The following is a 21,888-nucleotide window of genomic DNA, read 5'->3' on the forward strand; positions in this document are numbered from 1 at the left end:
GGCCTGTACCGCTCAGGTGTACTTGAGCGCTTCCATCAGTTCCTCGACGAGCTCCACGCTGTCACCCCGGGTCGAGGCGGTGGCGACGTGCGCCTCGAGGTGCCCGCGCAGCACGACCTCGCCCGCGCCTGAAAGCGCACCCTGCACGGCCTTGATCTGCCGGAGTACGTCCACGCAGTAGGCATCGTCCTTCTCGAGCATGGCCACAATGCTGTCCAGGTGCCCACGGGCAATCTTGAGGCGCCGGGCTGCGCGTTTGCGCGCGTCCTCCGGCATGCACAAGTGGCTGGAGGACGTGCCGGTGTGGCAGGTGGTAGGGTCGGCTTTCGCGGCGGTCACGTTAAGCGCGGACCTGAGCCCCGTAGCCTTCCTCTGTGACGGCGGCGACAAGCGCCTGCGGATCAGCGTCGCCCTGCACGGTCGCGGTACCGTCCTGCAGGTTGACACGGACATCCTGGACGCCCGGCACACTCTTGAGCGCATTCTGAACGGCCTTCTCGCAGTGGCCGCACGTCATGCCGTTGACGGTCAGTTCGGTGGTCATGCCTCAACTGTAAACCCTATGGGGGAGGGTGTCAAGGCGGTCTGGCGCAGCCCCTAGCTGTCTTTCCCCTTGACAGTGGGCGAGAAAGGCTTGCTTCAGCTTGGACGCTGGCTTATGCTTTCTCCGTACCCCCCGGAGGGGGATAGGAGCGACGATGAGGAAAACGATTGAACTCGGCGTCCAGGGCATGACCTGCGCCTCGTGCGTGGGCCGCGTCGAGCGGGGCCTGAAGAAAGTCGAGGGGGTCGAGGGGGCCAGCGTGAACCTGGCCACGGAACGCGCGACCGTCACGTTCGACCCGGCGCTGACCACCCCGCAGGCGCTGCTGGACAAAGTGAAGGACGTTGGGTACGAGCCAGTGATCAGCGAACTCCAGTTGGGCGTGCAGGGTATGACCTGCGCGTCCTGCGTGGGACGGGTCGAGCGGGCCCTGAACAAGGTGGACGGGGTGCTGGACGCCTCGGTGAACCTCGCCACCGAACGGGCCACCGTGCGGTATTTGCCGTCCAGCGTCAGTCCGGGGCAACTCAAGGCCGCTGTAAAGGCCTCTGGTTATGAGGTGCTCGAGAGCGAGCCCGGCAAGGACCGCAGCGACCTGGAGCGTGAAGCACGTGAGCACGAAGTCCGCAGCCTGCGGCGTGCCGTCACCTTCAGTGCGGTCTTCGCCATCCCATTGGTGATCCTCGCGATGGTGCCGATGCTCTACATGCCGTTCCACATGTGGCTGATGGAGTACATGAGCGAGCGGACCATGACCTGGATCATGCTGGCGCTGGCCCTTCCCGTACAGTTCGGTCCCGGACTGCGCTTCTACCGCCTGGGCTGGAAGGCCCTGAACAATCGCTCCCCCGACATGAACTCGCTTGTCATGATTGGCACCTCGGCCGCCTTTTTCTACAGCCTGGCCGTCACGTTGGCACCCCAAATTTTCCCCGAGGGCACCGCCCACGTGTACTACGAGGCCAGCGCCGTGGTCATCACCCTGATCCTGCTCGGCAAGTATTTCGAGGCCCTTGCCAAGGGGAGGAGCAGCGAGGCGATGAAGAAGCTGCTGAGCCTCCAGGCCAAGACGGCGCGGGTGGTCCGCAGCGGGCAGGAACTCGAAGTGCCCACTGACGAGGTGCTGATCGGCGACCTGGTGTCCGTACGCCCCGGCGAGAAGGTGCCGGTGGACGGCGAGGTCATTCAGGGCAACTCCTTCGTCGACGAGTCCATGATCACCGGTGAGCCCATCCCCGTCTCCAAACAGGCGGGCGCGGCCGTCGTCGGCGGCACGATTAACCAAAATGGCGCGTTCCAGTTCAAGGCCACCAAGATCGGGGCCAACACCGCGCTGGCCCAGATCATCAAATTGGTGGAAAGCGCTCAGGGCTCCAAGCCGCCCATCCAGGGGCTCGCGGACAAGGTCATTTCGGTTTTCGTCCCGATCGTCCTCGGGATCGCCGCCCTGACGTTCCTGATCTGGCTGCTGGTCGGCGGGACCACGGCCCTCTCATTCGCGCTGGTCACCACCGTGGCCGTGCTGATCATCGCCTGCCCCTGCGCGATGGGTCTGGCCACACCGACCAGCATCATGGTGGGCACCGGCAAGGCGGCCGAGCTGGGCGTCCTGTTCCGCAACGGTGCGGCGCTCGAAGGCCTGCAGGGCGTGAATGTGGTCGCCGTGGACAAGACGGGCACCCTGACCAAGGGGAGGCCCGAACTCACCGACCTCGTGACCGCCGCCGGCTTCGGGCGCACCGAAGTGCTGCAACTGGTCGCGGCAGCGGAAGAGCAGAGCGAACACCCCATCGCCCGCGCCATCGTGGACGCGGCGAAGAAGGAGGGCGTCGCCATCCTCCCCCTGGAAAGCTTTGAAGCGGTGCCCGGGTACGGGCTGGAAGCGCGGGTCCAGGGCCGCCTGGTGCAGGTCGGTGCCGACCGGTACATGCACAAGGTCGGGCTGAACGTGGGTGACTTCGCGGCCCAGGCCGAGCGGCTCGGGGACGAGGGCAAGAGCCCGCTGTACGCGGCCATTGACGGGCAGCTCGCCGCCGTGATTGCGGTGGCTGATCCCATCAAAGACGGCAGCCCGGAGGCGGTGAAAGCGCTTCACCGGCAGGGCCTGAAGGTCGCGATGATCACCGGGGATAATGCCCGGACCGCGCAGGCCATCGCCCGCCAGCTCGGCATCGACGAGGTGCTGGCTGAGGTGTTGCCCAGCGGCAAGAGCGACGCGGTCAAAGAGCTCCAAGCGAAAGGCCAGAAAGTGGCGTTTGTCGGGGACGGGATCAACGATGCTCCGGCGCTCGCCCAGGCAGATGTGGGTCTCGCCATCGGGACCGGCACGGACGTGGCCGTCGAGACCGCCGACGTCATCCTGATGAGCGGCGACCTGCGCGGTGTGCCGAACGCCCTGGCGCTCTCCCGCGCCACCCTGCGCAACATCAAGCTCAACCTCTTCTGGGCCTTCGCGTACAACATCGTGCTGATTCCCGTCGCGGCGGGCGTGCTGTATCCCGCCTTCGGCTGGCTGCTCAGCCCGGTGCTGGCCGCGGCAGCGATGGGCTTTTCCAGCGTATTCGTGCTGAGCAACGCGCTTCGCCTGCGCTCCTTCCGCCCCCCCGTCCGCCCTGGCCCCGCCCCTGTCCGGGCGGCGCCCACCACCATGGCCCAGGCCTGAGCTGCCGGTTCACTGCCCCAAAGGAGACACCATGACCAAACTCACCGTAGGCCCCTGGATTGCGGCGCAGAAACTTCCCAGCCGGAACGCGGCGCGCGACCGCTTGGCGTTCCTGGAACGCACCCGGGTCCGGCAGGCCACGCCCACCGTCGCGGGCTTCCCGCTCGTCGGGCTTGGCGGAAGCTGTGGCAAACCGTGCTTCGCCCTCCCGTACACCCTCACCTGGGACGACCAGAACACCCAGGCGCTGGAAGCGCTTGCCGGGGAGTTCGGCTGTTATGTGGAGTACGGCGTGTACCCGCACCTCAAGCTGCACGAGAACGACCAGGAAATCGCAGCGGTGCAGGATTGGACGACCTTCGCCACCGTCTACCTGCGTCCCGGCTACGACCGCGCAGAGGAACTTCTCGTGCGCCTCGCGGACACGTTCCGGCCAGCGGGCAACTGACCCGAATTTCCCGGGGGCGGCACGCTCACGTGCCGCCCCCGCTCTCCACTCCAGAACCCTAGTGACGCCGAGGCGCCGACCTTCCACGCTTGACCTTGACATGCTGGAAGGGCTCAACCTGAACGGATGATGCACATCAGTGAGTTCTCACGGCAGAGCGGCATCCGTCCCCAGACGCTCCGGCGGTATCACGCTCAGGGTTTACTCGTGCCCGAGGTTGATCCGCACACCGGTTACCGCTGGTACTCCAGCAGCCAACTCCACACGGCCCGGTTCATCCAGAGCCTCAGGGGCGCCGGGTGCAACGTGGCCTTGATCAGGGCCATGCTGCACCCCAGCGATGTTCCAGACCTCCTTGGGCAGCTTGAGGCACACGCACTGACCCTCCGCTCCCAGGCCACGCACCAACAGTCCCTGGCCATGACCATCGAAGGGTTCCTGCGGCACTGCAAGGACGCGGCACTTCCCGGCGTCCACGAGCTCTGGAATTCCCTGTGGTTCACTCCGGCTGACGCCCGCCTCAGGGTCGCCTTCGTGGGCTTGAAGGGCGGCGTGGGCCGTACCACCAATGCCATCTACACGGCCACACTCCTGCAGGCCCTCGGGCGGAATGTTGCGGTCGTTGAAGTCTCCGGCCACGGCGACGGGGCGCTTACATGGGCCAGGCAGGCCAGCCAGCGGGATGAGCCTCTGCCGTTTCCCGTGTATACGCTCCGTCAATACCCGGATATCGCGAAGGATGCTGACGTCATTTTCGACAGCACACCGCGGGTCGAGGACTTCACGGCGGCGGCGCTGCTGGCCGACCGCCTGGTGCTGTGCGTGGACTCGGGCGGTTTGATGCACCACACGCTTCAGCTGGAGTTGTCGCTCCTCCAGAGACTGGGAGTCGGCTGCTCAGGTTCCGCCTTCGGGGTTCTCCTGACTGGGGCGGCCGATCCCCTGACGCCGCTTGAACCTTCTGAAGAACTGACGGCACAAGAGGTGCGGGATTGGCGCGAGGAGTGGAAGCAGATGCAGCAGCTTGTCGCGGAGCTCCTGCAAGAACTCAGCGCCATGAATCTCCCTGTATTGGGTGTCATTCCCCACCGGGAAGTGCACATGGCTGCGGGCTTTACCTGCCCCCAGTTTCTGCAAGATCACCACCGGGTGCTCGGCCGCTTTCTCGGGGTGGACCACCTCATGCCGTCCCACCGCTCGCCCTCAACATTGTCCCCGTAGGCAGCGGGCTCATGACTGGAGCACAGGCTGTTCATGGCCGTCCGGGGAATGCTCCCTCGCCGCATTGCTGAAAGTGACCGTGCCAGCAGGCTGCCACCACGCCTTCACGGAGACGCATTCACATGGAGCCTCTTGGCCGTCCATCGGGTCCCGTATGTTCAGGTGTGCAGGTGGCCTAGGCTCCACCTTTGACGCCCTACCCACTCAGGACTCAGTACAAGCTGAAGGGATGAATGGGTTGTCCCTGATACGTGACGCGGTAATCCAAATGCGGCCCAGTGCTGTTCCCGGTACTCCCCACCCGGGCGATGACCTGCCCGGCCTCCACCCGGTGACCCACCGAAACCAGATTTGCTGAATTGTGACTGTATCGGGTCTGCAATCCGTTTCCGTGATCCACCAGGACCGTCCAACCCCATCCGCTCTTGCTGTCGAAGTAGGACTGCGTCACCACGCCCGGCGCCGCTGCGCGAATAGGCGTACCCGTCGGTGCCGCGAGATCCACGCTCAGGTGTCCTTCCCGGTACGGCGTGGTGACGCGGCCCGAAACCGGCATGACCGCTGTGACGCGAATGGACACTGGACGGGCGACCGCTCCTGCGGCGGACCGGGGAGCCGCAGCAGCCCTAGGCATAGGCAGGAACAATTTCTGCCCGATCATCAGGGGCCGTTGCGGATTCAGACCGCGGTTGGCGGCGACCAGCGCGGCGACCGTCGTCTGTTCTCGCTGCGCGATGCCAGACAGCGTATCGCCCGCCCGTACGCTCCACACGCGCGCGGCGGTGGCCGGGAGCGTTACGCGGGTCCCGGCACGGAGGGGGCCCTGCGGCAGAGACGGATTGGCCCGCGCCAGAGCCTGCGTGGTCGTGCCGTACCGAATGGCCATTCGCTGGAGGGTGTCGCCCGCCTGTGCATTCACCGTCGCTGCAGCAGCAACACTGAACCCCATCAGGGCGAAGGTAAGCAAAAAAGGCAGACGCATGAACGTGGGTCAGCTTGTCCTGATTGTGTAAAGATCGTGTAAAGGCCTCGTGACGCTGACGGTTGAGAGCTCGCGGCCTCAATGCAGCGCGTGCCGCCTGACAGGCGGCACGCGTTAGTGTGTAAGACTTAGAGACCGCGTTTCAGCAACCACAGGCGGAAGTCATGCACCTCCGCCGCCTGATCCTGCGTGATCGTGCGGGCAAGCTTCAGCACGCGCGCGTCACTGCTCTTCTCCAGAGCCATCACTCCCATCTCAATGGCTGATATGTGATGAGGAATCATGCCTTGTACGAACGCAACATCAGGATTCTTGGCCTTTTTGACCATGTCAGCCATGCCGCTCATGCTCTTCTTCATCATGTTCGCCATAGCTGCGTCACTGCCGCCATAGCTCTTGAGCAGCGTGTTCATCTGCTTGATTTCGCTTTCCTGGGCTTTGATGACTGCATTTGCCCAACGTTTGACCGTTGCGTCTTTGCTGCGCGGCAACACCGCACGTGCCATATCCACGGCCATCTGGTGGTGGGGGATCATCATGCTGAGAAACGCCCGGTCGAATACCTTGCCTTTCAACTTCGCCGGAGCGCTCATGTCCATCGTCATGGACGAACCGCTCTGACCGGACATGCCGCCCATGTTGCTGTGATCCATGCCGCCCATGCTGCCCTGCGCGAGGCTCATGCCGGACATGCCCAGCACAGCCATGATAAGAAGGTTCCGTTTCACGGCTGGAAGATAAACCCAGCCTGTAAAGTTCGTGTAAAGTCCGCTCACCGCCCGCTCGGCAAGCTTTACAGCACCTTTACACACCCTGCATACCGTTGCCGGGGCGAAGACAGCTTGGCCCACGCGGAGGCGAAATGAACCCGGTATTCCTTCAGATCGGCAATTTCACGATTGCCTGGTACGGCGTGCTGATCACGCTGGGCATCGTCCTGGGGCTGCTGGTCGGCACCCGGCTGGCCCGTCAGCGTGGGCTGAACGTGGACCTTTTCAACGACATGGTGCTGTGGGCGATCATCTGGGGACTGGTGGGCGCCCGCATCGTGTTCGTGGCGACCTCGTGGGAACAGTTCGCGGGCACGCCCATGCCCCGGCTGCTGCTGGACATCATCAACCTGCGCCAGGGCGGCATCTCGATTCACGGCGGGCTGATCGGCGGGATTCTGGTGCTGGTGTATTACGCCCGGCGCTACCGGCTGAACTTCTACCGGTACGCCGACCTGTTCGTGCCCGGCGTGGCGTTCGGCATCATCGGCGGGCGCATCGGCAACATCATGAACGGCACCGACACGGTGGGCCGGGTGACCGGGTGGCCGGTCGGCTACCGCTGGCCCGACAGCGCCCGCGCCTTTCACGAGGGCATGTGCATTCCCAACCCCAACCCCGACATGGACCTCTCGCGCTACTGCCAGGAGATCGGCGGGCAGCTCGTGATGACGGCGCCCGTGCACTTCACCCAGCTGTACGGCGTGTTCATTGGCATCGTGCTGAGTATCGCTGCCTACTTCTGGCTGCGCTCGCACAAGGCGGGCTGGGCCTTCTGGCAGTTCTGGCTGTGGTACTCCATCCTGCGGGCCGGGCTGGAGGAGACCTTCCGCCTCAACCCCCTCGCGATCAAGACCTATCTCAACCAGGGCCTCGACGCCCCCGGCATCGGTTTGTGGACCGACACGCACCTCATCAGCGTGCCGCTGATCCTGCTGAGCATTTACATGCTGCTCAAGATCCGGCGGCAGCCCGATTCGGTCACTCCTGTGGCGGCCCCGGCAGTTCCCCAGCCCGACGTGCGCTGAGCAAACCGGAGAACAGACGGGGGGCGGTGGCGCGGGACAGGCCACCGCCCCTCGCCCTGTCTGCCCCACTCCGGCTGAGCGCCCCGGCAAGGCCCCTTCATGCGCCTCGCAACCAGGGCCGGGGCCGGGCGGGGGACACTCGGCGGGCAAGGAGGCACCAGCCATGAAGAACAAGGACACCCATCTGGACCACGTCGACCAGCTTCGCAAGGCGGCCAAGAAGGGCCAGCACAACCTCGAGCGCGAGATCACCCAGGCCGTGATGAAGCAGCACGCCGAGACCGCCGCCCTGATCGCCCGCCAGCAGCACGACATCCGCGAGCTGCAGGGCGAGGTCACGGCCCTGCGGATGCAGAAAAAGGGCGGGGGCGGCTTCCCCTGGACCCTGGTGCTGCTGGGCGGCGCGGGCTACGGCGCCTACATGCTCTACCAGAAGAATCCCAGCCTTCAGCAGCAGGTGCAGGGCCTGCTGAAGCGCGTCAACCCCGGCCCAGAAGGCAACATGGCCCGCGCGGGCGACGCCGTGAAGACGGGTGTGTCGGACATGACGCGCGGCGAGTCGCCCGCGGCCGCCTTCCAGACCGCCGGGGGCGAACTGCGCCGGGGCGGCGAGAAGCTGGTGGACCGCGTGGAGAGCAACCTGCGCGATGGGGAGCCAGGCCGCTGAACCCTGCCGGAACCCAGGAGCCGCAGCCGACGCGCTGCGGCTTTTTGCTGGCGACTGGAAGCTGGTGGCTTTCCCGTACACTTCTGAGCGGACAGGTGAACTTGAATGACACAGATTGAACGTCCGCTGGACGTGGTGATTCTCGCGGCGGGGCAGGGCACCCGCATGAAATCGGAGCTGCCCAAGGTGCTGCACCCGGTCGCCGGACGCCCGATGGTCGCGTGGGCGGTGCGGGCGGCGCAGGCCCTGGGAGCGCGGCGCATCGTCGTGGTGACCGGGCACGGGGCCGAGCAGGTGGAGGCGGCCCTGCAACAGCCCGGCGTGGCCTTCGCGCGGCAGCACGGGCAACTCGGCACCGGGCACGCGTTTCTTGCGGGGGCCGACGCGCTGTCTGACGAGGGCGACGCCGACATCCTGGTGCTGTACGGGGACACGCCGCTGCTGCGCCCGGAAACGCTGCGGGCGCTGCTGGACGACCACCGCGCCCACGCCTCGGCCTTCACGATCCTGACGGGCGAGTTGCCTGACGCGACCGGGTACGGGCGGATCATCCGCGACGCGGCGGGGAACGTGGAGCGCATCGTGGAGCAGAAGGGGGCGACTCCCGAGGAACAGGCCGTGCGCGAGTTCAACTCCGGCGTGTACGTGATGGACGGCCGCGCCCCCGCGCTGGCCCGGCGCATCACGAATGACAACGCGGCGGGCGAGTACTACCTCACCGATCTGCTGGCGCTGTACCGCGCTGAGGGCGCCAGTGTGCGGGCCTTCAAGCTGGACGACCCCGACGAGGTGATGGGTGCCAACGACCGCGCGGGGCTGGCCGAGGCCGAGGCGATCCTCCGGCGCCGCCTCAACGCCGGGCACATGCGGGCCGGGGTGACCATGCACGACCCCGACTCGGTGCGGATTGAGGACACCGTGCGAATTGGCCGTGACGTGACCCTGGAACCCGGCGTGATCCTGCGCGGCGACACCCGCATCGCGGACGGCGTGACCGTCGGCGCCTACAGCGTGCTGACCGACTCGGTGCTGGAGGAAGGCGCGGTCGTCAAGGCCCATTCCGTGCTGGAGGGTGCCCACGTCGGCCCCGGCAGCGACGTGGGGCCGTTCGCCCGCCTGCGCCCCGGCACGGTGCTGGAGGGGGGCGTCCACATCGGCAACTTCGTGGAGACGAAGGCGGCGCGGCTGGGGCCGGGCGTCAAGGCGGGGCACCTTGCCTACCTGGGCGACGTGGAGATCGGCTCGGAGACGAATGTGGGGGCCGGGACCATCGTCGCCAACTTCGACGGGGTGAACAAGCACCGCTCTACCGTCGGGGCGGGCGTCTTCATCGGCTCCAACTCCACCCTGATCGCCCCGCGCGTGATTGGCGACGCGGCCTTTATCGCGGCGGGCAGCGCCGTCCACGAGGACGTGCCCGAGGGCGCGATGGCGGTCGCCCGGGGCAAGCAGCGCAACGTGGAAGGTTGGAGCAGGCGCTACTGGGGCGGCATGCGCGAGAAGGTCGGGCAGAAGCTGCCGTGGCTGGCCGGGTGGCTGGAGCGGCAAGGCTAAACCACCACAACAGAAGGAAGCCCGGACGCTGATCCCGTCCGGGCTTCCTTTGTGTTCCATCTACCCCCCCCGCGCCGCCGCCAGCCCCTCCACGTAGTCGCGGTCTTCCACCCGCTGCACCGTCGGGTTCAGCAGTTGCACGGCGCAGATCAGCACGACGAGCAGGCCCATGCCCGCGATCACCGGGCCAGGGGGCAGGCTGGTGGACAGGGCGCTCACGAAGGCCATGCCCAGCGGCACAGTCACGCGGCCGACCACGCGCTGCACAGCGAACACGCGGCCCTGTAACTCACGCGGCACCTGCGACTGCCAGATGCCCGCGCTGTGCGAGCGGGTGATCGGCATGACGAACACCGTCAGGGCGAAGGCCGCTGCCGTCAGGTACAGGTTGCCCGACAGCCCCATCAGCACGAGTCCGGCGCCCGATACCAACGCGGGCAGCAGGATGCCCAGGATGCGCCGCCGCTTCAGCCCGCCCCAGGTGCTGATCGCCAGTCCACCCAGGAACATGCCCAGGCTGGTCACGGTCTGGATGATCGCCAGAGTCGCCGGGAAGCTCAGGCCCCGCGCGGTGCGGTCGGCCTCCAGCGTGAAGGTGGTCAGCAGCGTCTGGTACACCGGAATCGCGGCGGTGGCGAAGTTCAGGGCCGCCGCCACGATCAGCAGTTGCAAGAGCGGCGGGCGGCGCAGCAGGTAGGTCCAACCCAGGCGGGTGTCGGCCTTGAGGTTGGCCGCCGCACTCCCGTGGCTCTCGGCGGGAGGCGGGCTGGGAATCGCCAGCCGCGCGAGGATCAGCGCCGCCACCAGGAAACTCACCCCGTCCACCAGCAGCGCGAAAGGCACCCCCTGCGCCAGCGGCGCGAGGCCCCCGCCCCAGCCCAGCAGCGCGGGCACCCCGACGAGCAGGGTCGCCAGCGTGGGCGCGAGCAGGCTGGAAAACTGCCGGGTGGTCTGCATCATGCCGTTGGCGCGGGTGAGCTGCCCCTCGGGGACGATCATCACGTAACTGCTTTCCAGCGCGGCCTCGTGAAAGTGGCTCAGCGACTGCGTGACGATGACAAAGGCCAGCAGCAACCAGAAGGGCACCGTCATTCCGAACATCAGCGCGGCCATGCCCAGCGTGAGCAGGCCCGACACCACGCCCGCGAGCAGCATCACCCGCTTGCGGTCGGTGCGGTCGGCCACCGACCCGGCGACCGGCGCGAGCAGCACCGCGCTGAGGGTGGACGCGATGGCGAGGGCGCCGAGCGCCAGGGCCAGCGGCGCTTTCTGGTCCTCGCCGGGGTAGAGCACCTGCGCGACATACACGTTCAGGGCAAACCACGCCACGTAGGACCCGATCAGGCTCACCGACTGCGATCCCCACAGCAGCAGAAACGTCCGCCAGCCCGCCGGGGCGTGTTGGGATGGTGTTGGCATGATGCCCGGCAGTGTAGAGGCTGACCTGTGATCGGGTGAGGAGATTCTGGGAGGTGGGCGGGGTTGATTAAGACGGGGTTTTGGTCAGGCGGCTCTGGAGCTCTCCAGCAAGGGCTGCCGGGGCTGAATCAAGCCGCGAGCACTCTGCCGGATGGCGGGGCAACGACCAGGCCACCCTACCCTGCACCCATGCTGACTGAACTCCCCATCCTGACCCCCGAGGCTGGGGACCTGCTGGCCCGCGCCATGTTTCCCGACCCGGAGCGCATCGCCCGCACCCTGGAGGCCTACCGGACAGCTCCCGAGCGCCGGGTCTTCGTCTGGCTGGAGGGAGGCCGGGTGGTGAGCGCAGCGGGCCTCCGGATCCAGGGCGCTGAGGTTGAGGTCCTGCACCTCGCCACCCGGCCCGGCGAGAAAGGACGCGGGCACGCGCGGGCGCTGCTGCACGCGCTGGCCGAGCACCTGAATGCCGCGCGGCTGGTCGCGGAGACGGACGACGGGGCGGTCGGCTTCTACCGCCGCGCCGGATTCGAGGTCACGCCCGCCCCGCCGAGGGGAGGCCGCGCCCGGTACCGGGTCACGCTTCACCGGGGGGAGAGGGAGGAGGCTGGATGCTGAACGCCCCCCACGCGGCCCGCAGGTCGGGGTGGGGAATTAGGAGGCGGGCCGGGGGCGAGGCCAGCCACGCCAGCATCCACCGCGCTCCTGCCCGCAGCCCGCCGCCGTCCAGCGCCCACCGCAATTCCGCGCCGTAGGGCGGCACCCCGCCCTGATCCCACTCCAGCTTGTCGGCCAGAAAGACCGTGAGGTCGAGCGGCGTGGGCCGCGCGTGCAGGGTGGTGTGAACGCGAATGGCCTGAAGCACCGCCGGGTCGTGGACCCCGTAGCGCCGCCGGGCGATGACCACGCTCAGGCCCGCGTGCAGCAGCAGGGGCACCCGCCGCTCCTCGGGGCACACGGGCAGCCCCAGCCGCTCGGACAGGGGCACCATGACCTCGCGGGGCACGATGCCTCCCAGGTCGTGCAGCAGGGCCGCCTCTTGCGCCGCAACGGGGTCAACGCCGAACCGCCGGGCCAGCGCCTCCGCTTCCCCGGCCACGCGCGGCACATGCTCACGGATGACTGCCCTTCCGCAAGCGGCGAGCAGGGCGTCCACGTCGGCGGCGAGGTCGGTCAGACGGTGTCCCCGGTACGGCGCAGCCTCCCGCAGCGGCTCCGGCCAGAGGTCTTCCCAGGTCATCCTCACCCGAACCGGAGCTTCTTGCGCTCCTCCACGGCGAGTTTGTCCACCCGCTCGTTCTCGCCGTGCCCGTTGTGGCCGCGCACCCACACGAAGGTCAGCGCGTGCGTCTGCGCCTGGGCGATCAGTTCCTCCCACAGGTCCTTGTTCTTGACCGGGTCGCCGCCCGCCGTCTTCCAGCCGTTGCGCTGCCACTTCAGAATCCAGCCGTCGGTAAAGGCCTTGCGCAGATACTGGCTGTCGGTCACCACCCGCACCTGACAGGGCCGCTTGAGGGTTTTCAATCCCTCCAGCAGCCCGCGCAGTTCCATGCGGTTGTTGGTGGTGTCGCGCTCGTGGCCGCTCAGGACGAGTTCCTGGCCCTTGTAGCGCAGGATGGTCGCCCAGCCGCCGTGCCCGGCCCCGGTGTCGCAGGCGCCGTCGCTGTAGAGGTCCACTTGCTCGCCCGCCACCGGCACCGCAGGCTGAATGCCCGCCTTGATGGGCAGGAGGTCGCGGGCCGCATCCTGCGCCTTCTGGGCGGCGGATTTCCTGAAGTGCGGCTTCCCGCCGGGGCGCGTCATAACCCCGGAACTGTAGGGAGCCCTGCGGCGTACTGTCAACATGACCCTCCCCGACCCGCGCCTCTCCCCTTCCGCGCCCGCGCCGCGCGGCGATCCCGGCGTCATTCCGGAGCCCGAGCGCACGCCCGCGCTGCTGCTGCACCTCTCGCCGCTGCTGGGACTGGTCCTGCCAGGGCTGGGCAACGTGCTGGGGCCGCTCGCCGCGTGGTTGGGGTACCGCGACCGCTCGGCCGTGCTGGACGCGCAGGGCAAGGAGGTCGTCAATTTCCAGATCAGCGTGTGGCTGTACTCGCTGCTCGCGGGCCTGCTGTCCTTCGGCCTGTTCAGCCTGGGGCTGATCGGGGGCGCGGCGGGGGCGGCGGCGGGCAGCCCGGACCTGGGAGCCTTCGCGCTGTTCGGCAGCCTCGCGGCCTTTTTCGCCTTTTTCATCCCGGCGAGCCTGGTGCTGTGGGCGTTTCCGCTGGTGGTGATGCTGCTCGCGGTGATCCGGGTGAACCAGGGGCGGACTTACCGGTATCCGCTGAGCCTCCGCTTTCTCCGGTAACACTGTCTCCGGTAACAGGTTCTCCCCACCGCCCACAGGCCCTATTCTCTCCCCCATGCGACTTATGGCCGTCTTTGCCCACCCCGACGACGAGATCGGCTGCATCGGCACCCTCGCGAGGCACGCGGCGCGGGGGGACGAGGTGCTGCTGGTGTGGACCACCCTGGGGGAACTCGCCAGCCAATTCGGGGACGCCCCGCATGAGGAAGTCACCCGCATCCGCCAGGAGCACGGGGCGTGGGTGGCGCAGAGGATCGGGGCGCGGCACCACTTCTTCGACATGGGCGACAGCCGCCTGACGGGCGGGCGCTCCGAGGCGCTGCAACTTGCCCGCCTCTACGCCCGCTTCCGGCCCAACGCGGTGATCACCTGGAGCGACGACCACCCCCACCCCGACCACCGCATTACCGCCAAGATCGCCTTTGACGCCGTGACGCTGGCCCGCATCCCCAAGATCGTCAACGAGTCGGGCGGCGGGGCGCTGATGCCTCCGGCCCCCGACCTCAGCGGCGACGAGGCGGTCGAGAGCGGCGAGGACGTGGCCCGGCTCGAAGCGTGGCGCGAACCCGTGCGCTTCTACCAGTACTACGCGCCCGCCTCGCCCTACCCCGAGGTGTTCGTGGACACCTCCGAGACCTTCGAGGTCGCGGCGGACGTGGCCGGGTACTACCGCGACTTCTACAAGTGGGCCTGGTCCGCCGAGCAGTTCCGCGAGACGCGGGCGCAGATCGGGCGGCTGGCGGGCGTGAAGTACGCGGAGCGCTTCACCCTGCGGGCCAGTCACCTGCGGGCGCGGGAGTACCTGGACTGAGCCTGGACGGAGGGCGCGGGACGTGCGGCGCGGCGGCCCGCGCTACAGTGACCCCGACATATGGCCGAGGACATCCACATCAGGCAGAGCATCGTGGTCAGGGCGCGTCCGGACGTGCTGTATCGCCTCGCGCTGGAACCCCGGCGCCGCGTCCGGTGGGACCCCAACCTCGCGCGGGCCGAGTACGAGGGCGGCGAGAACACCCGGCTCACGCCCAATGTGCGGGTGCGCTTCAAGTTCTCGCGGCGGCTCTTTGGCCTGAGCTTCACCGCCAAATACGGTCAGCTTCAGGCCCCGCTGCGGGGCGGCTGGGAGAGCGTGCGGCACGTCGGCCCCTTCGAGCGGCTCACGCAAAGCTGGACCTTCAAGGCGATGCCCGGCGGCACCGAGGTCACCTTGGGCATGAACGGCCGCATTCGCTACCGTTGGGTCCACAAACCCGTCGAGCGGCTGATGCACAACCTCGTCATCAGCACCCTGACGGCCCTGCAGCGGCAGGTCGACGCCCCCGGCGCCCAACTCATGGAAGACATGGGCCGCGAGATGCAGCGCAAGCAGAAGGAAGAGCAGAAGGCGGCCAAGGAAGCGGCCAAGGCCGCGCGGCGGCGCCGGTAGGAGGCAGGGGGGGGCATGGACCTCTGGGACCTGCGGGACGCGACCGTCTTCCGGGACCCGGAGTTGCGCCTCACGCTGGGACGGCACCCGGAGACGGGCCAGCCCTACCTGCTGTTCATGGTGCAGCGCGGCATCGGGGAGTACCCGGCCCGGCTCCCCATTGCTGAGGAGGACTTCCGGCGGTTTCTGGCCGATCCTTTCCTGACCCTGCCCCTCACCGACCCGTATCAGGGACTGGACTGCGAGCAGGTGCGGGCGGCAGGGGCCGAGTGCTGAGGCCGCCGGGCCGGGCTGCTCTGGCTTTGACCCTGCTGCTGGGAGCGGGGCTGTGGTACGTCGCCCGCACCCCGCAGATCGCGGAGAGGAGACCGGACATGACCGAACCGAGCAGCCGCATGACCCTCCGGCAGGACTGGCAGCAGCCCGTGACGGGCGAGCGGGTGACCCTGGCCTTTGAAGGGGGCGTGGCCCGGCTGGAGCGCGGCGGGCGAGTCAGCGAGGTCGTTCAACCGCCCTTCGACGAGGCCGCCGTGCGGGAGGACACGCGGGCGCAATTTCAGACCTGGGGCTGGAATCCGTTCGAATTGCGAATCCTGCGCGACATGGCGCAGGCGGGCACCCTGCGCGAGAACGGTCGGCCCCTGCGCGTGGAAGACCTCGGCTTTCCGGCCCGGCTGTGGGAGGAACTGGACGCCTTCGAGCGGGAGACAGGGATGAAGGACCCGCCGACGGTTCCGGCGGAGTACCGCTCAACTTTGACCGTTCACACCGACGATGGGGCGTTTGCGGGCACCCTTTCCTCCGAGGACACCCCCGCCGATTCCCTGCTGTGGCACCCCACGCCGCCGATGCAGGAGCGGTTCGCGGAATTGATGGCGGTGATGGCGGAAAACGTCCAGATCGCCCCGTCCCCCGCCGAGATGCCCTTCGAGGAGCAGGGGCGGGAACTCGCGCGGGAGGGCTTTGTGCGAATGAGCCCCCGCTGCCCTGACGGCTCGCTGTGGCTGCCGCCCGCGCCGGAGGAGGAGCGGGAGCGGCTGGAGCAGTGGGCGTGGCCCGTCGTGCGCCCGGTGGTGGTGCCCGGCACGCCTGCCCCCTGGGACAGCAAGCTGGGAGGCGTTCCCTACCGCCCCAGGGGAGCGGCGTGGCCCACCCAGCCGTCCGGCAGCCCGCTCTACTTCGTAGCGCAGATCGATCTGACCGCAGCCAACGCCCAGGGCCACCTGCCGGAGTTGCCGCGCCGGGGCCTGCTGCAATTGTTCGTGGCCAATTCGGACGCCTCTTACGAGGAGATGGTCGCGGACCCGGAGAGGAGCAATCCGGTCGCCCGCGTCCTGTACTGGCCGGAAGTCGTGCAGGACGAGGCGGCGCTGACCCGCGAAGTTCCCGCCTTCACCGACGAGTTTCAGGCCGAGACGTTCACGCCGCCGGAGCGTGTCCTGGCCTTTTTGAACGACCGCGAGTTCCCGTCGGGGATAGATCGGCGCCTGGAGTGGCTGGAGGAGACGACTCCGGAGAGCGGGATGACCGAGCTTCATGTCAACGGGCACCGTCTGGGCGGTCACGCCATGCTCATCAACGCGGCTTTCCCGCCTGCCGAGGACTGGCGCCTGCTCTTCCAGTTCGACGGCGACGACGTGGGCGGGCAGATTTACGGCGAGTTTGGCGGGCTGGGCGGGTGGATCGGGTTCTTCATCAGGGCAGAAGACCTCGCGCGGCGGGATTTCTCGCGGGTGAGGGTCGAGCTGGACGCCTTCTGAAGCGGCCCGCGTTCCCTCACTCCCCCGGCACCGCCACCACCCGCGACCCCTCCCCCTGGCCCAGCAGCAACCGGTCGGGGCCGAGCCACTGCACGGTGTCGGGCACGTCGTAGCGCTGCCACCAGACCACCCGGCTCTGCGGGCCGTCCGGTGCGGCGCGGGTCACCACCACGCACTCGCTGCGCCAGCCGCCGCACCCGTCGAACCCGGCAGAGGCCAGCGCCGTTCCCGCCGGGTTCCAGTCGAGCGCCCGCACCAGCCCCCGGTGGGGCCGGGTCCGCCACACCTCCCGCCCGGCCGCCACGTCCCAGACGGTCAGGGTTCCTTCCCCCCACCCGGCGGCCACCCGCGCCCCGTCCGGCGTGAGGGCGAGGCTGTAGGGTCCCTCCTCGCCGCCGAAGCGGAAGCGTTCGGGACGGGGCTGGCGCGTCCGCAGGTCATAGAGAGCCACCTCGCCCCGCCGGGGGCTGTAGGCCAGCGTGGTTCCAGCCGCGTCCACGCTGCCGCCCGCCTCCCACCAGCACGCGAAGGGCGCCCGCCACACCACCGCCCCGTCCGACCAGCGCCGCAGGGTGAGGCGCACGGGCCGGTCGCGCCCCGGTCCCGCCGCGTCGGTGAGCAGCAGGCCCTGGGGCAGCGCGGCAAATACGCAGGGCTGCCATTCAAAGGAGCGCCACTCCCCCCGCACCCCTCCGCTGGCCGCGTCCAGCGCGGTCACCCGGCCCTCGTCGTCGTGAATCCAGACCGTGCGGCTGTCGGGGGACCAGACCAGATCGTTCACGCTGCGGAAGTCGGCCGTGGGGAGGTCCGTCGTCCAGCGCCGGTCCATCGTGGCCGCCTCCCAGAGCGCCACCCGCGCGGTGAAGCTGTCGCCGTATTTGCGGCTCCCTCCAATCGCCACCCAGCGGCCGTCCGGCGACTGCGCGGCGTGGTCGAGGCCCTCGTAGAGGCCGCCGCCCCGAAGGTAGACGGGCAGGCCGTTCTGCTGCGCCCGCCACGTCTGCACCGGCCGCGAGTCCCACACGGCGCGGGCGATGCCCACGAGGTTGAAGACCAGCAGCGGAACCATCAGCACCGTCAGCACGCGCTGAAGCCGGGTGGGACGGGGGCGCTCGGGCGCGGCGGTCATGCCCCGACTGTAGTGCCCCAGCGAGGACCGCCCGGCCGCATCTGCCCGCCGCCCTTGAGCCAGCCCTGAGACAACGCCCCGCCGGAGCCGCCCCGCCAGGCCCGCGCGTATGATGCCCCCTAGATGAGCCGGGGGGCTGGAACCGCTTCCGCATCCCTCCCCGTGCCGGGAGGCTGTTATGAAACTCGGAATGATCGGGCTGGGCAAGATGGGCGGGAACATGGTGCTGCGTCTCGTGCAGGGGGGGCAGCCGGTCGTCGGCTACGACCGCAGCGAGGAGAGCGTGGCCCTGATCGAACAGGGCGGGGCACAGGGCGCCCGCACGATGGACGAGCTGATCGCCGCGCTGGGCGAACCCGGCCAGCGGGCCGTGTGGGTGATGGTGCCTGCCGGGACCATCACGCAGGCGGTGATCGACGATCTCGCGGGGAGGCTCGCGCCCGGTGACATCGTCATTGACGGGGGCAACTCCAATTTCAAGGACACCATGCGGCGGGCGGAGGCCCTGGCCGAGAAGGGCATCCAGATGGTCGACGTGGGCACCTCGGGCGGCATCTGGGGCCTGAAGGAAGGCTACGCGATGATGGTGGGCGGCCCAAGTGAGGCGGTGGAGCGCCTGCGCCCCTTTCTGGAAGCCCTCGCGCCCGCGCCCGACAAGGGCTGGGGCCGGATGGGGCCGTCGGGCTCCGGGCACTACGTCAAGATGGTCCACAACGGCATCGAATACGGAATGATGCAGGCCTACGCCGAGGGTTTCGAGCTGCTGCACGCCCGCGAGGACTACGGGCTGGACATGGCCCAGATCGCCGAACTGTGGCGGCACGGCTCGGTGATTCGCTCGTGGCTGCTTGACCTCACCGCCGAGGCCCTCGCCAACGAGGCCGACTTCTCGCAGCTCTCCGACTACGTGGCCGACTCGGGCGAGGGGCGCTGGACCGTGATCGACTCCATCGAACTCGGGATTCCCACGCCGGTCATCACGCTGGCGACCCAGATGCGTTTCCGCTCGCAGCAGGAGGTCAGCTACGCCGGGCAGATGCTCTCGGCGATGCGGCGGGCCTTCGGTGGGCACGCGGTCAAGATTCTGGAGTCCACCCGGCAAGAAGCCGTGGTGCCCGAGGTGCAGCCCGGCGAGCATCCGGCGGCGGCGGCCCCGCAGAACATCGACGCGGGCGCGGCGCAGCCCCAGAGCAGCGGTGAGGAAGCGCAGCAGCTCGGCGAGACGGGCCAGACCCGCGTGACGGGAGACGGCGCGTGACCGCAGGCCAGAACACCCAGGCCCCCGGCGGGGACGGCCCCGGAGCGGATGGACACAACCCCTTCCGGACCGCCATGCGCCGCAGCCGCGCTCCCGAGCCCGCCACGCTGGTGATCTTCGGCGCGACCGGCGACCTCGCCCGGCGCAAGCTGCTGCCCGCCGTGTTCGGGTTGTGGCAGGACGGGCTGCTGGGAAGTGCCTTCAACATCGTCGGGGTGGGCCGTCAGGAGATGACGGACGAGCAGTTCAAGGATTACGCGCTCGAGGCCCTCCAAAGCAGCAAGGAGACGGACGCCCCGCAGCCCGGCAGTCTGGAGAAATTCCGCGAACTGCTGTACTACGAATACGGCGACTTCGGCGGCGACGAGGTGTATGACCTCGTGCGCAAGGAACTCGACCGGGCCGAGGAGGCGCACGGCGGGCGCAAGAATGCCCTCTTTTACCTCTCCACGCCCCCCAGCCTCTTCGAGCCGATCTCGAATGGCCTCGGAAGGCTGGGCCTCGCGGACGAGTCGGAGGGGTGGCGGCGGCTGGTGATCGAGAAGCCGTTCGGGCGCGACCTCGATTCGGCCCGCGAGCTGAACGGGGCCATTCACCGCGTCTGGGACGAGTCGCAGGTCTACCGCATCGACCACTACCTGGGCAAGGAGACGGTCCAGAACCTGATGGCGATCCGCTTCGGCAACGCGATTTTCGAGCCGCTGTGGAACCGCGCCATGATCGACCACGTGCAGATCACCGCCGCCGAGGACCTGGGCCTGGAGGGCCGCGCCGGGTACTACGAGGAAGCCGGGGTGATCCGCGACATGCTGCAAAACCACCTGCTGCAACTGTTCGCGCTGACCGCAATGGAGCCGCCCGTCGCCTTCGACGCGGGCGCCATCCGCGACGAGAAGGTGAAGGTGCTGCGGGCGGTGCGGCCCATTCCGGCGGGGCGCGTGCCCGAGGTCGCCGTGCGCGGCCAGTACGGTCCCGGCACCCTCTACGGCGAGGCGGTGCCCGGCTACCGCGAGGAACCCGGCGTGAAGGAAGGCAGCCCTACCCCGACCTACGTGGCGGTCAAGCTGGAGGTCGACAACTGGCGCTGGCAGGGGGTGCCCTTTTTCCTGCGGACGGGCAAGCGGCTCCCCAAAAAGGTCACTGAGATCGCTGTGGTCTTCAAGCGCCCGCCGCTGGGCATGTTTCCCGGCGGGCTGGAGCGCAACGTGCTGGCCTTCCGCATCCAGCCCGACGAGGGGGTCAGCCTGAAGTTTTCCTCCAAATCGCCGGGGCAGGAGATGGTGCTGCGCGAGGTGGTCATGGACTTCCGCTACGACGCCTTCGGGGCACCGCTGGAAAGTCCCTACTCCCGGCTCCTGCTCGACGCAATGCTGGGCGACGCCACCCTCTTTCCCCGCGAGGACGAGGTGGACTGCGCGTGGCAGCTCGTCTCCGGCCTGCTGGAAACCGCCGAGGGCACGCCCCCGCAGGACTTCCCCAACTACCCCGCCGGAACCTGGGGACCGGAGGCGGCGGACGAGTTGATCGGACCGGACCGGCGCTGGAGGCGGCTGTGAGGGCGCTCCGCGCCGGGTCGAGGAGTCGAGGCGTCCAGAAGTCGAGGAGGACTGGCTCTCGGCTGTGCCCCGACCTCTCGACCTCTCGACCTCTCGACCCCCCCGCAGGTGCCCCATGACCTCCCCCACCGACCTTCCTGTCCTCGGCCCGGTCGAGACCTCCGTGCGGGAGGCGCAGTCGGCGCTGGACGACCTCTGGGCACAGACGCAGGTGGAGACGCGGGCCTATACCGGCAACATCATCGCGCTAACCGTGGGGCGGCACCTCGCGCGGGTCGAGGAGGCGCTCGCCGGGCTGGAGGGGCGCTACGCGGGGCGGCAGATTATCGGGGTGATGGACGCGCCGGGCGGCGAGGTGCGGGTGCAGGTCAGCCTGGTGCCGCAGCCGGGCGGGCTGTATATCGAGCGGCTGCGGCTCTCCGCCGATCCCGAGGGCCTGCAAGGGGCCATCCTCCCGCTGCTGCGTCCAGCCACCGTCAACCATGTCTGGTGGGGGGCCGACACCCGCCCCGGTGGGGTGCTGCTCTCCGAACTCACCGAAATTGCCGATCAGGTCATCGCGGACAGCCTGACCCTCGACATTCCCCCGGCGCGGCACTACGCGCTGGCCGACCTGGGGTGGAGCCGCTCGGCGGGCTGGCGCGAGGGGCTGGCGCAACTGTTCGACAGTCCCGACGCCGCGCGGCAACTGGGGCGGGTGCGCGAGCTGGAAGTGACCTACGTGGGGGAAAACGACCTCCCCGCCCGCCTGTTTGCCGGGTGGGTGGCGAGCACGCTGGGCTGGCCCGACCTGGGGGACGTGACCTACCGTCCCGGCGACTGCGGGCGCGAGAACGGGGACCTGTGCGGCCTGGAGCTGCGCGGAGATGGGGTGCGGTTTACCCTCGTCGCGGCCGGGGGGGACCTCGTGCGGACCGGGTGCGAGTGGCCGGGCATGACCCGCCGGACCGAACTCAACGTCCCCCGCATGACCCTGGCCGAGGGCCTCGCCCGCGTGATGGCCCGCCCCGAACGCCGCGAGGTCTTCGAGCGGGCCTGGTCGCTGGCCCGGGCACAGTTGGAGGCAGAACGGGGGAGCTGAAGCTCTCTTTCGCGGCGGGCGGCCCGTGGCACACTG

At 68.7% G+C, this 21,888-nt stretch carries 23 protein-coding genes and 1 pseudogene; 16 read left to right on the forward strand and 8 right to left on the reverse strand.

Annotation, left to right across the window (positions count from 1 at the left end; genetic code table 11):
* Positions 1 to 12: 12 nt before the first annotated feature.
* Positions 13 to 276 (reverse strand): metal-sensitive transcriptional regulator, encoded by a 264-nt coding sequence (locus L1280_RS05910; protein ID WP_092265738.1) that lies wholly within the window; start codon positions 274 to 276, stop codon positions 13 to 15.
* A gap of 64 nt (positions 277 to 340) precedes the next feature.
* Positions 341 to 544: a heavy-metal-associated domain-containing protein gene (locus L1280_RS05915; protein ID WP_104992418.1), complete on the reverse strand. Its 204-nt coding sequence runs from the start codon at positions 542 to 544 to the stop codon at positions 341 to 343.
* Positions 545 to 698: 154 nt separating this feature from the next.
* On the opposite strand from L1280_RS05915, the gene L1280_RS05920 reads away from it, so the two are divergent.
* From L1280_RS05920 to L1280_RS05930, 4 genes and pseudogenes are all read left to right on the forward strand, one after another.
* On the forward strand, positions 699 to 3,206 hold the full coding sequence (locus L1280_RS05920) for a heavy metal translocating P-type ATPase (protein WP_253581190.1): 2,508 nt from the start codon (positions 699 to 701) through the stop codon (positions 3,204 to 3,206).
* 31 nt (positions 3,207 to 3,237) lie between these two features.
* Positions 3,238 to 3,654 carry a hypothetical protein gene (locus L1280_RS05925; protein ID WP_253581191.1) on the forward strand — a complete coding sequence of 139 codons (417 nt, stop codon included), beginning with the start codon at positions 3,238 to 3,240 and terminating at the stop codon, positions 3,652 to 3,654.
* 129 nt (positions 3,655 to 3,783) lie between these two features.
* Positions 3,784 to 3,924, forward strand: a pseudogene (locus L1280_RS15805) (MerR family DNA-binding transcriptional regulator); the annotation flags it as partial.
* A 150-nt stretch (positions 3,925 to 4,074) separates the two neighbouring features.
* Entirely contained in the window at positions 4,075 to 4,875 is an 801-nt protein-coding gene (locus tag L1280_RS05930; protein ID WP_253581192.1) for a hypothetical protein, read from the forward strand.
* Between the two features lie 211 nt (positions 4,876 to 5,086).
* On the opposite strand, the gene L1280_RS05935 is transcribed toward L1280_RS05930, so the two are convergent.
* Together L1280_RS05935 and L1280_RS05940 are read right to left on the reverse strand one after the other, a co-directional pair.
* Positions 5,087 to 5,857 carry a M23 family metallopeptidase gene (locus tag L1280_RS05935; RefSeq protein ID WP_253581193.1) on the reverse strand — a complete coding sequence of 257 codons (771 nt, stop codon included), beginning with the start codon at positions 5,855 to 5,857 and terminating at the stop codon, positions 5,087 to 5,089.
* Positions 5,858 to 5,985: 128 nt separating this feature from the next.
* A complete protein-coding gene (locus tag L1280_RS05940) occupies positions 5,986 to 6,585 on the reverse strand; it encodes a DUF305 domain-containing protein (protein ID WP_240319445.1) in 600 nt (199 codons plus the stop codon).
* 134 nt (positions 6,586 to 6,719) lie between these two features.
* Here L1280_RS05940 and lgt point away from each other — a divergent pair, with 134 nt between their 5' ends.
* The 3 genes from lgt to glmU all read left to right on the forward strand — a co-directional run bounded on the left by lgt (position 6,720) and on the right by glmU (position 9,876).
* Positions 6,720 to 7,655 (forward strand): prolipoprotein diacylglyceryl transferase, encoded by a 936-nt coding sequence (lgt, locus tag L1280_RS05945; protein WP_253581194.1) that lies wholly within the window; start codon positions 6,720 to 6,722, stop codon positions 7,653 to 7,655.
* A 163-nt stretch (positions 7,656 to 7,818) separates the two neighbouring features.
* The gene (locus L1280_RS05950; protein ID WP_253581195.1) at positions 7,819 to 8,322 is read left to right on the forward strand and encodes a hypothetical protein; all 504 of its coding nucleotides are present in this window, start codon (positions 7,819 to 7,821) and stop codon (positions 8,320 to 8,322) included.
* A gap of 105 nt (positions 8,323 to 8,427) precedes the next feature.
* Entirely contained in the window at positions 8,428 to 9,876 is a 1,449-nt protein-coding gene (gene glmU, locus L1280_RS05955; RefSeq protein WP_253581196.1) for a bifunctional UDP-N-acetylglucosamine diphosphorylase/glucosamine-1-phosphate N-acetyltransferase GlmU, read from the forward strand.
* Positions 9,877 to 9,936: 60 nt separating this feature from the next.
* Here the strand turns inward: glmU and L1280_RS05960 are convergent, their stop codons facing one another.
* The gene (locus tag L1280_RS05960) at positions 9,937 to 11,295 is read right to left on the reverse strand and encodes an MFS transporter (protein ID WP_253581197.1); all 1,359 of its coding nucleotides are present in this window, start codon (positions 11,293 to 11,295) and stop codon (positions 9,937 to 9,939) included.
* A 189-nt stretch (positions 11,296 to 11,484) separates the two neighbouring features.
* Between L1280_RS05960 and L1280_RS05965 the strand changes: the two genes are divergently transcribed.
* The gene (locus L1280_RS05965) at positions 11,485 to 11,913 is read left to right on the forward strand and encodes a GNAT family N-acetyltransferase (protein ID WP_253581198.1); all 429 of its coding nucleotides are present in this window, start codon (positions 11,485 to 11,487) and stop codon (positions 11,911 to 11,913) included.
* Here L1280_RS05965 and yqeK read toward each other — a convergent pair.
* Both yqeK and rnhA read right to left on the reverse strand, forming a co-directional pair.
* Entirely contained in the window at positions 11,873 to 12,535 is a 663-nt protein-coding gene (gene yqeK, locus L1280_RS05970; protein ID WP_253581199.1) for a bis(5'-nucleosyl)-tetraphosphatase (symmetrical) YqeK, read from the reverse strand. The two genes, L1280_RS05965 and yqeK, sit on opposite strands and share 41 nt — an antisense overlap.
* Positions 12,536 to 12,537: 2 nt before the next feature.
* Entirely contained in the window at positions 12,538 to 13,098 is a 561-nt protein-coding gene (gene rnhA, locus L1280_RS05975; RefSeq protein WP_253581200.1) for a ribonuclease HI, read from the reverse strand.
* A gap of 40 nt (positions 13,099 to 13,138) precedes the next feature.
* On the opposite strand from rnhA, the gene L1280_RS05980 reads away from it, so the two are divergent.
* Genes L1280_RS05980 through L1280_RS06000 form a run of 5 tightly spaced genes read left to right on the forward strand, consistent with a single transcriptional unit; the run spans position 13,139 to position 16,828 of the window.
* The gene (locus L1280_RS05980; protein WP_253581201.1) at positions 13,139 to 13,642 is read left to right on the forward strand and encodes a DUF4870 domain-containing protein; all 504 of its coding nucleotides are present in this window, start codon (positions 13,139 to 13,141) and stop codon (positions 13,640 to 13,642) included.
* 55 nt (positions 13,643 to 13,697) lie between these two features.
* Positions 13,698 to 14,453: a PIG-L deacetylase family protein gene (locus tag L1280_RS05985; RefSeq protein ID WP_253581202.1), complete on the forward strand. Its 756-nt coding sequence runs from the start codon at positions 13,698 to 13,700 to the stop codon at positions 14,451 to 14,453.
* Between the two features lie 60 nt (positions 14,454 to 14,513).
* A complete protein-coding gene (locus L1280_RS05990; RefSeq protein ID WP_253581203.1) occupies positions 14,514 to 15,068 on the forward strand; it encodes an SRPBCC family protein in 555 nt (184 codons plus the stop codon).
* 15 nt (positions 15,069 to 15,083) lie between these two features.
* Positions 15,084 to 15,344, forward strand: a complete 261-nt coding sequence (locus L1280_RS05995) for a hypothetical protein (protein WP_253581204.1) — start codon at positions 15,084 to 15,086, stop codon at positions 15,342 to 15,344.
* A gap of 26 nt (positions 15,345 to 15,370) precedes the next feature.
* On the forward strand, positions 15,371 to 16,828 hold the full coding sequence (locus L1280_RS06000; RefSeq protein WP_253581205.1) for a YwqG family protein: 1,458 nt from the start codon (positions 15,371 to 15,373) through the stop codon (positions 16,826 to 16,828).
* Positions 16,829 to 16,844: 16 nt separating this feature from the next.
* Here the strand turns inward: L1280_RS06000 and L1280_RS06005 are convergent, their stop codons facing one another.
* Positions 16,845 to 17,957, reverse strand: coding sequence for a WD40 repeat domain-containing protein (locus tag L1280_RS06005; protein WP_253581206.1), 1,113 nt, complete (start codon positions 17,955 to 17,957; stop codon positions 16,845 to 16,847).
* A gap of 178 nt (positions 17,958 to 18,135) precedes the next feature.
* On the opposite strand from L1280_RS06005, the gene gnd reads away from it, so the two are divergent.
* The 3 genes from gnd (at position 18,136) to L1280_RS06020 (ending at position 21,852) form a co-directional block, all read left to right on the forward strand.
* A complete protein-coding gene (gnd, locus tag L1280_RS06010; protein ID WP_253581207.1) occupies positions 18,136 to 19,215 on the forward strand; it encodes a phosphogluconate dehydrogenase (NAD(+)-dependent, decarboxylating) in 1,080 nt (359 codons plus the stop codon).
* Positions 19,212 to 20,771 (forward strand): glucose-6-phosphate dehydrogenase, encoded by a 1,560-nt coding sequence (gene zwf, locus L1280_RS06015; RefSeq protein ID WP_253581208.1) that lies wholly within the window; start codon positions 19,212 to 19,214, stop codon positions 20,769 to 20,771. Before gnd ends, zwf begins: the two co-directional genes overlap by 4 nt.
* 115 nt (positions 20,772 to 20,886) lie before the next feature.
* Positions 20,887 to 21,852: a glucose-6-phosphate dehydrogenase assembly protein OpcA gene (locus L1280_RS06020; protein ID WP_253581209.1), complete on the forward strand. Its 966-nt coding sequence runs from the start codon at positions 20,887 to 20,889 to the stop codon at positions 21,850 to 21,852.
* The last annotated feature ends 36 nt before the right edge of the window (positions 21,853 to 21,888 follow it).

The organism is Deinococcus sp. HSC-46F16 (assembly GCF_024171495.1).
Taxonomy (GTDB): Bacteria; Deinococcota; Deinococci; order Deinococcales; family Deinococcaceae; genus Deinococcus.

Coding starts and splice junctions, on each gene's coding strand:
- L1280_RS05985 (WP_253581202.1), top strand. CDS start 13,698: ATGCGACTTATGGCCGTCTTTGCCCACCCCGACGACGAGATCGGCTGC.
- glmU (WP_253581196.1), top strand. CDS start 8,428: ATGACACAGATTGAACGTCCGCTGGACGTGGTGATTCTCGCGGCGGGG.
- L1280_RS06020 (WP_253581209.1), top strand. CDS start 20,887: ATGACCTCCCCCACCGACCTTCCTGTCCTCGGCCCGGTCGAGACCTCC.
- gnd (WP_253581207.1), top strand. CDS start 18,136: ATGAAACTCGGAATGATCGGGCTGGGCAAGATGGGCGGGAACATGGTG.
- L1280_RS05965 (WP_253581198.1), top strand. CDS start 11,485: ATGCTGACTGAACTCCCCATCCTGACCCCCGAGGCTGGGGACCTGCTG.
- lgt (WP_253581194.1), top strand. CDS start 6,720: ATGAACCCGGTATTCCTTCAGATCGGCAATTTCACGATTGCCTGGTAC.
- L1280_RS05980 (WP_253581201.1), top strand. CDS start 13,139: ATGACCCTCCCCGACCCGCGCCTCTCCCCTTCCGCGCCCGCGCCGCGC.
- L1280_RS05920 (WP_253581190.1), top strand. CDS start 699: ATGAGGAAAACGATTGAACTCGGCGTCCAGGGCATGACCTGCGCCTCG.
- L1280_RS05910 (WP_092265738.1), bottom strand. CDS start 276: ATGCCGGAGGACGCGCGCAAACGCGCAGCCCGGCGCCTCAAGATTGCC.
- L1280_RS05990 (WP_253581203.1), top strand. CDS start 14,514: ATGGCCGAGGACATCCACATCAGGCAGAGCATCGTGGTCAGGGCGCGT.
- L1280_RS06005 (WP_253581206.1), bottom strand. CDS start 17,957: ATGACCGCCGCGCCCGAGCGCCCCCGTCCCACCCGGCTTCAGCGCGTG.
- L1280_RS05925 (WP_253581191.1), top strand. CDS start 3,238: ATGACCAAACTCACCGTAGGCCCCTGGATTGCGGCGCAGAAACTTCCC.
- yqeK (WP_253581199.1), bottom strand. CDS start 12,535: ATGACCTGGGAAGACCTCTGGCCGGAGCCGCTGCGGGAGGCTGCGCCG.
- L1280_RS05960 (WP_253581197.1), bottom strand. CDS start 11,295: ATGCCAACACCATCCCAACACGCCCCGGCGGGCTGGCGGACGTTTCTG.
- L1280_RS05930 (WP_253581192.1), top strand. CDS start 4,075: ATGACCATCGAAGGGTTCCTGCGGCACTGCAAGGACGCGGCACTTCCC.
- L1280_RS05935 (WP_253581193.1), bottom strand. CDS start 5,857: ATGCGTCTGCCTTTTTTGCTTACCTTCGCCCTGATGGGGTTCAGTGTT.
- L1280_RS05995 (WP_253581204.1), top strand. CDS start 15,084: ATGGACCTCTGGGACCTGCGGGACGCGACCGTCTTCCGGGACCCGGAG.
- L1280_RS05915 (WP_104992418.1), bottom strand. CDS start 544: ATGACCACCGAACTGACCGTCAACGGCATGACGTGCGGCCACTGCGAG.
- rnhA (WP_253581200.1), bottom strand. CDS start 13,098: ATGACGCGCCCCGGCGGGAAGCCGCACTTCAGGAAATCCGCCGCCCAG.
- L1280_RS05950 (WP_253581195.1), top strand. CDS start 7,819: ATGAAGAACAAGGACACCCATCTGGACCACGTCGACCAGCTTCGCAAG.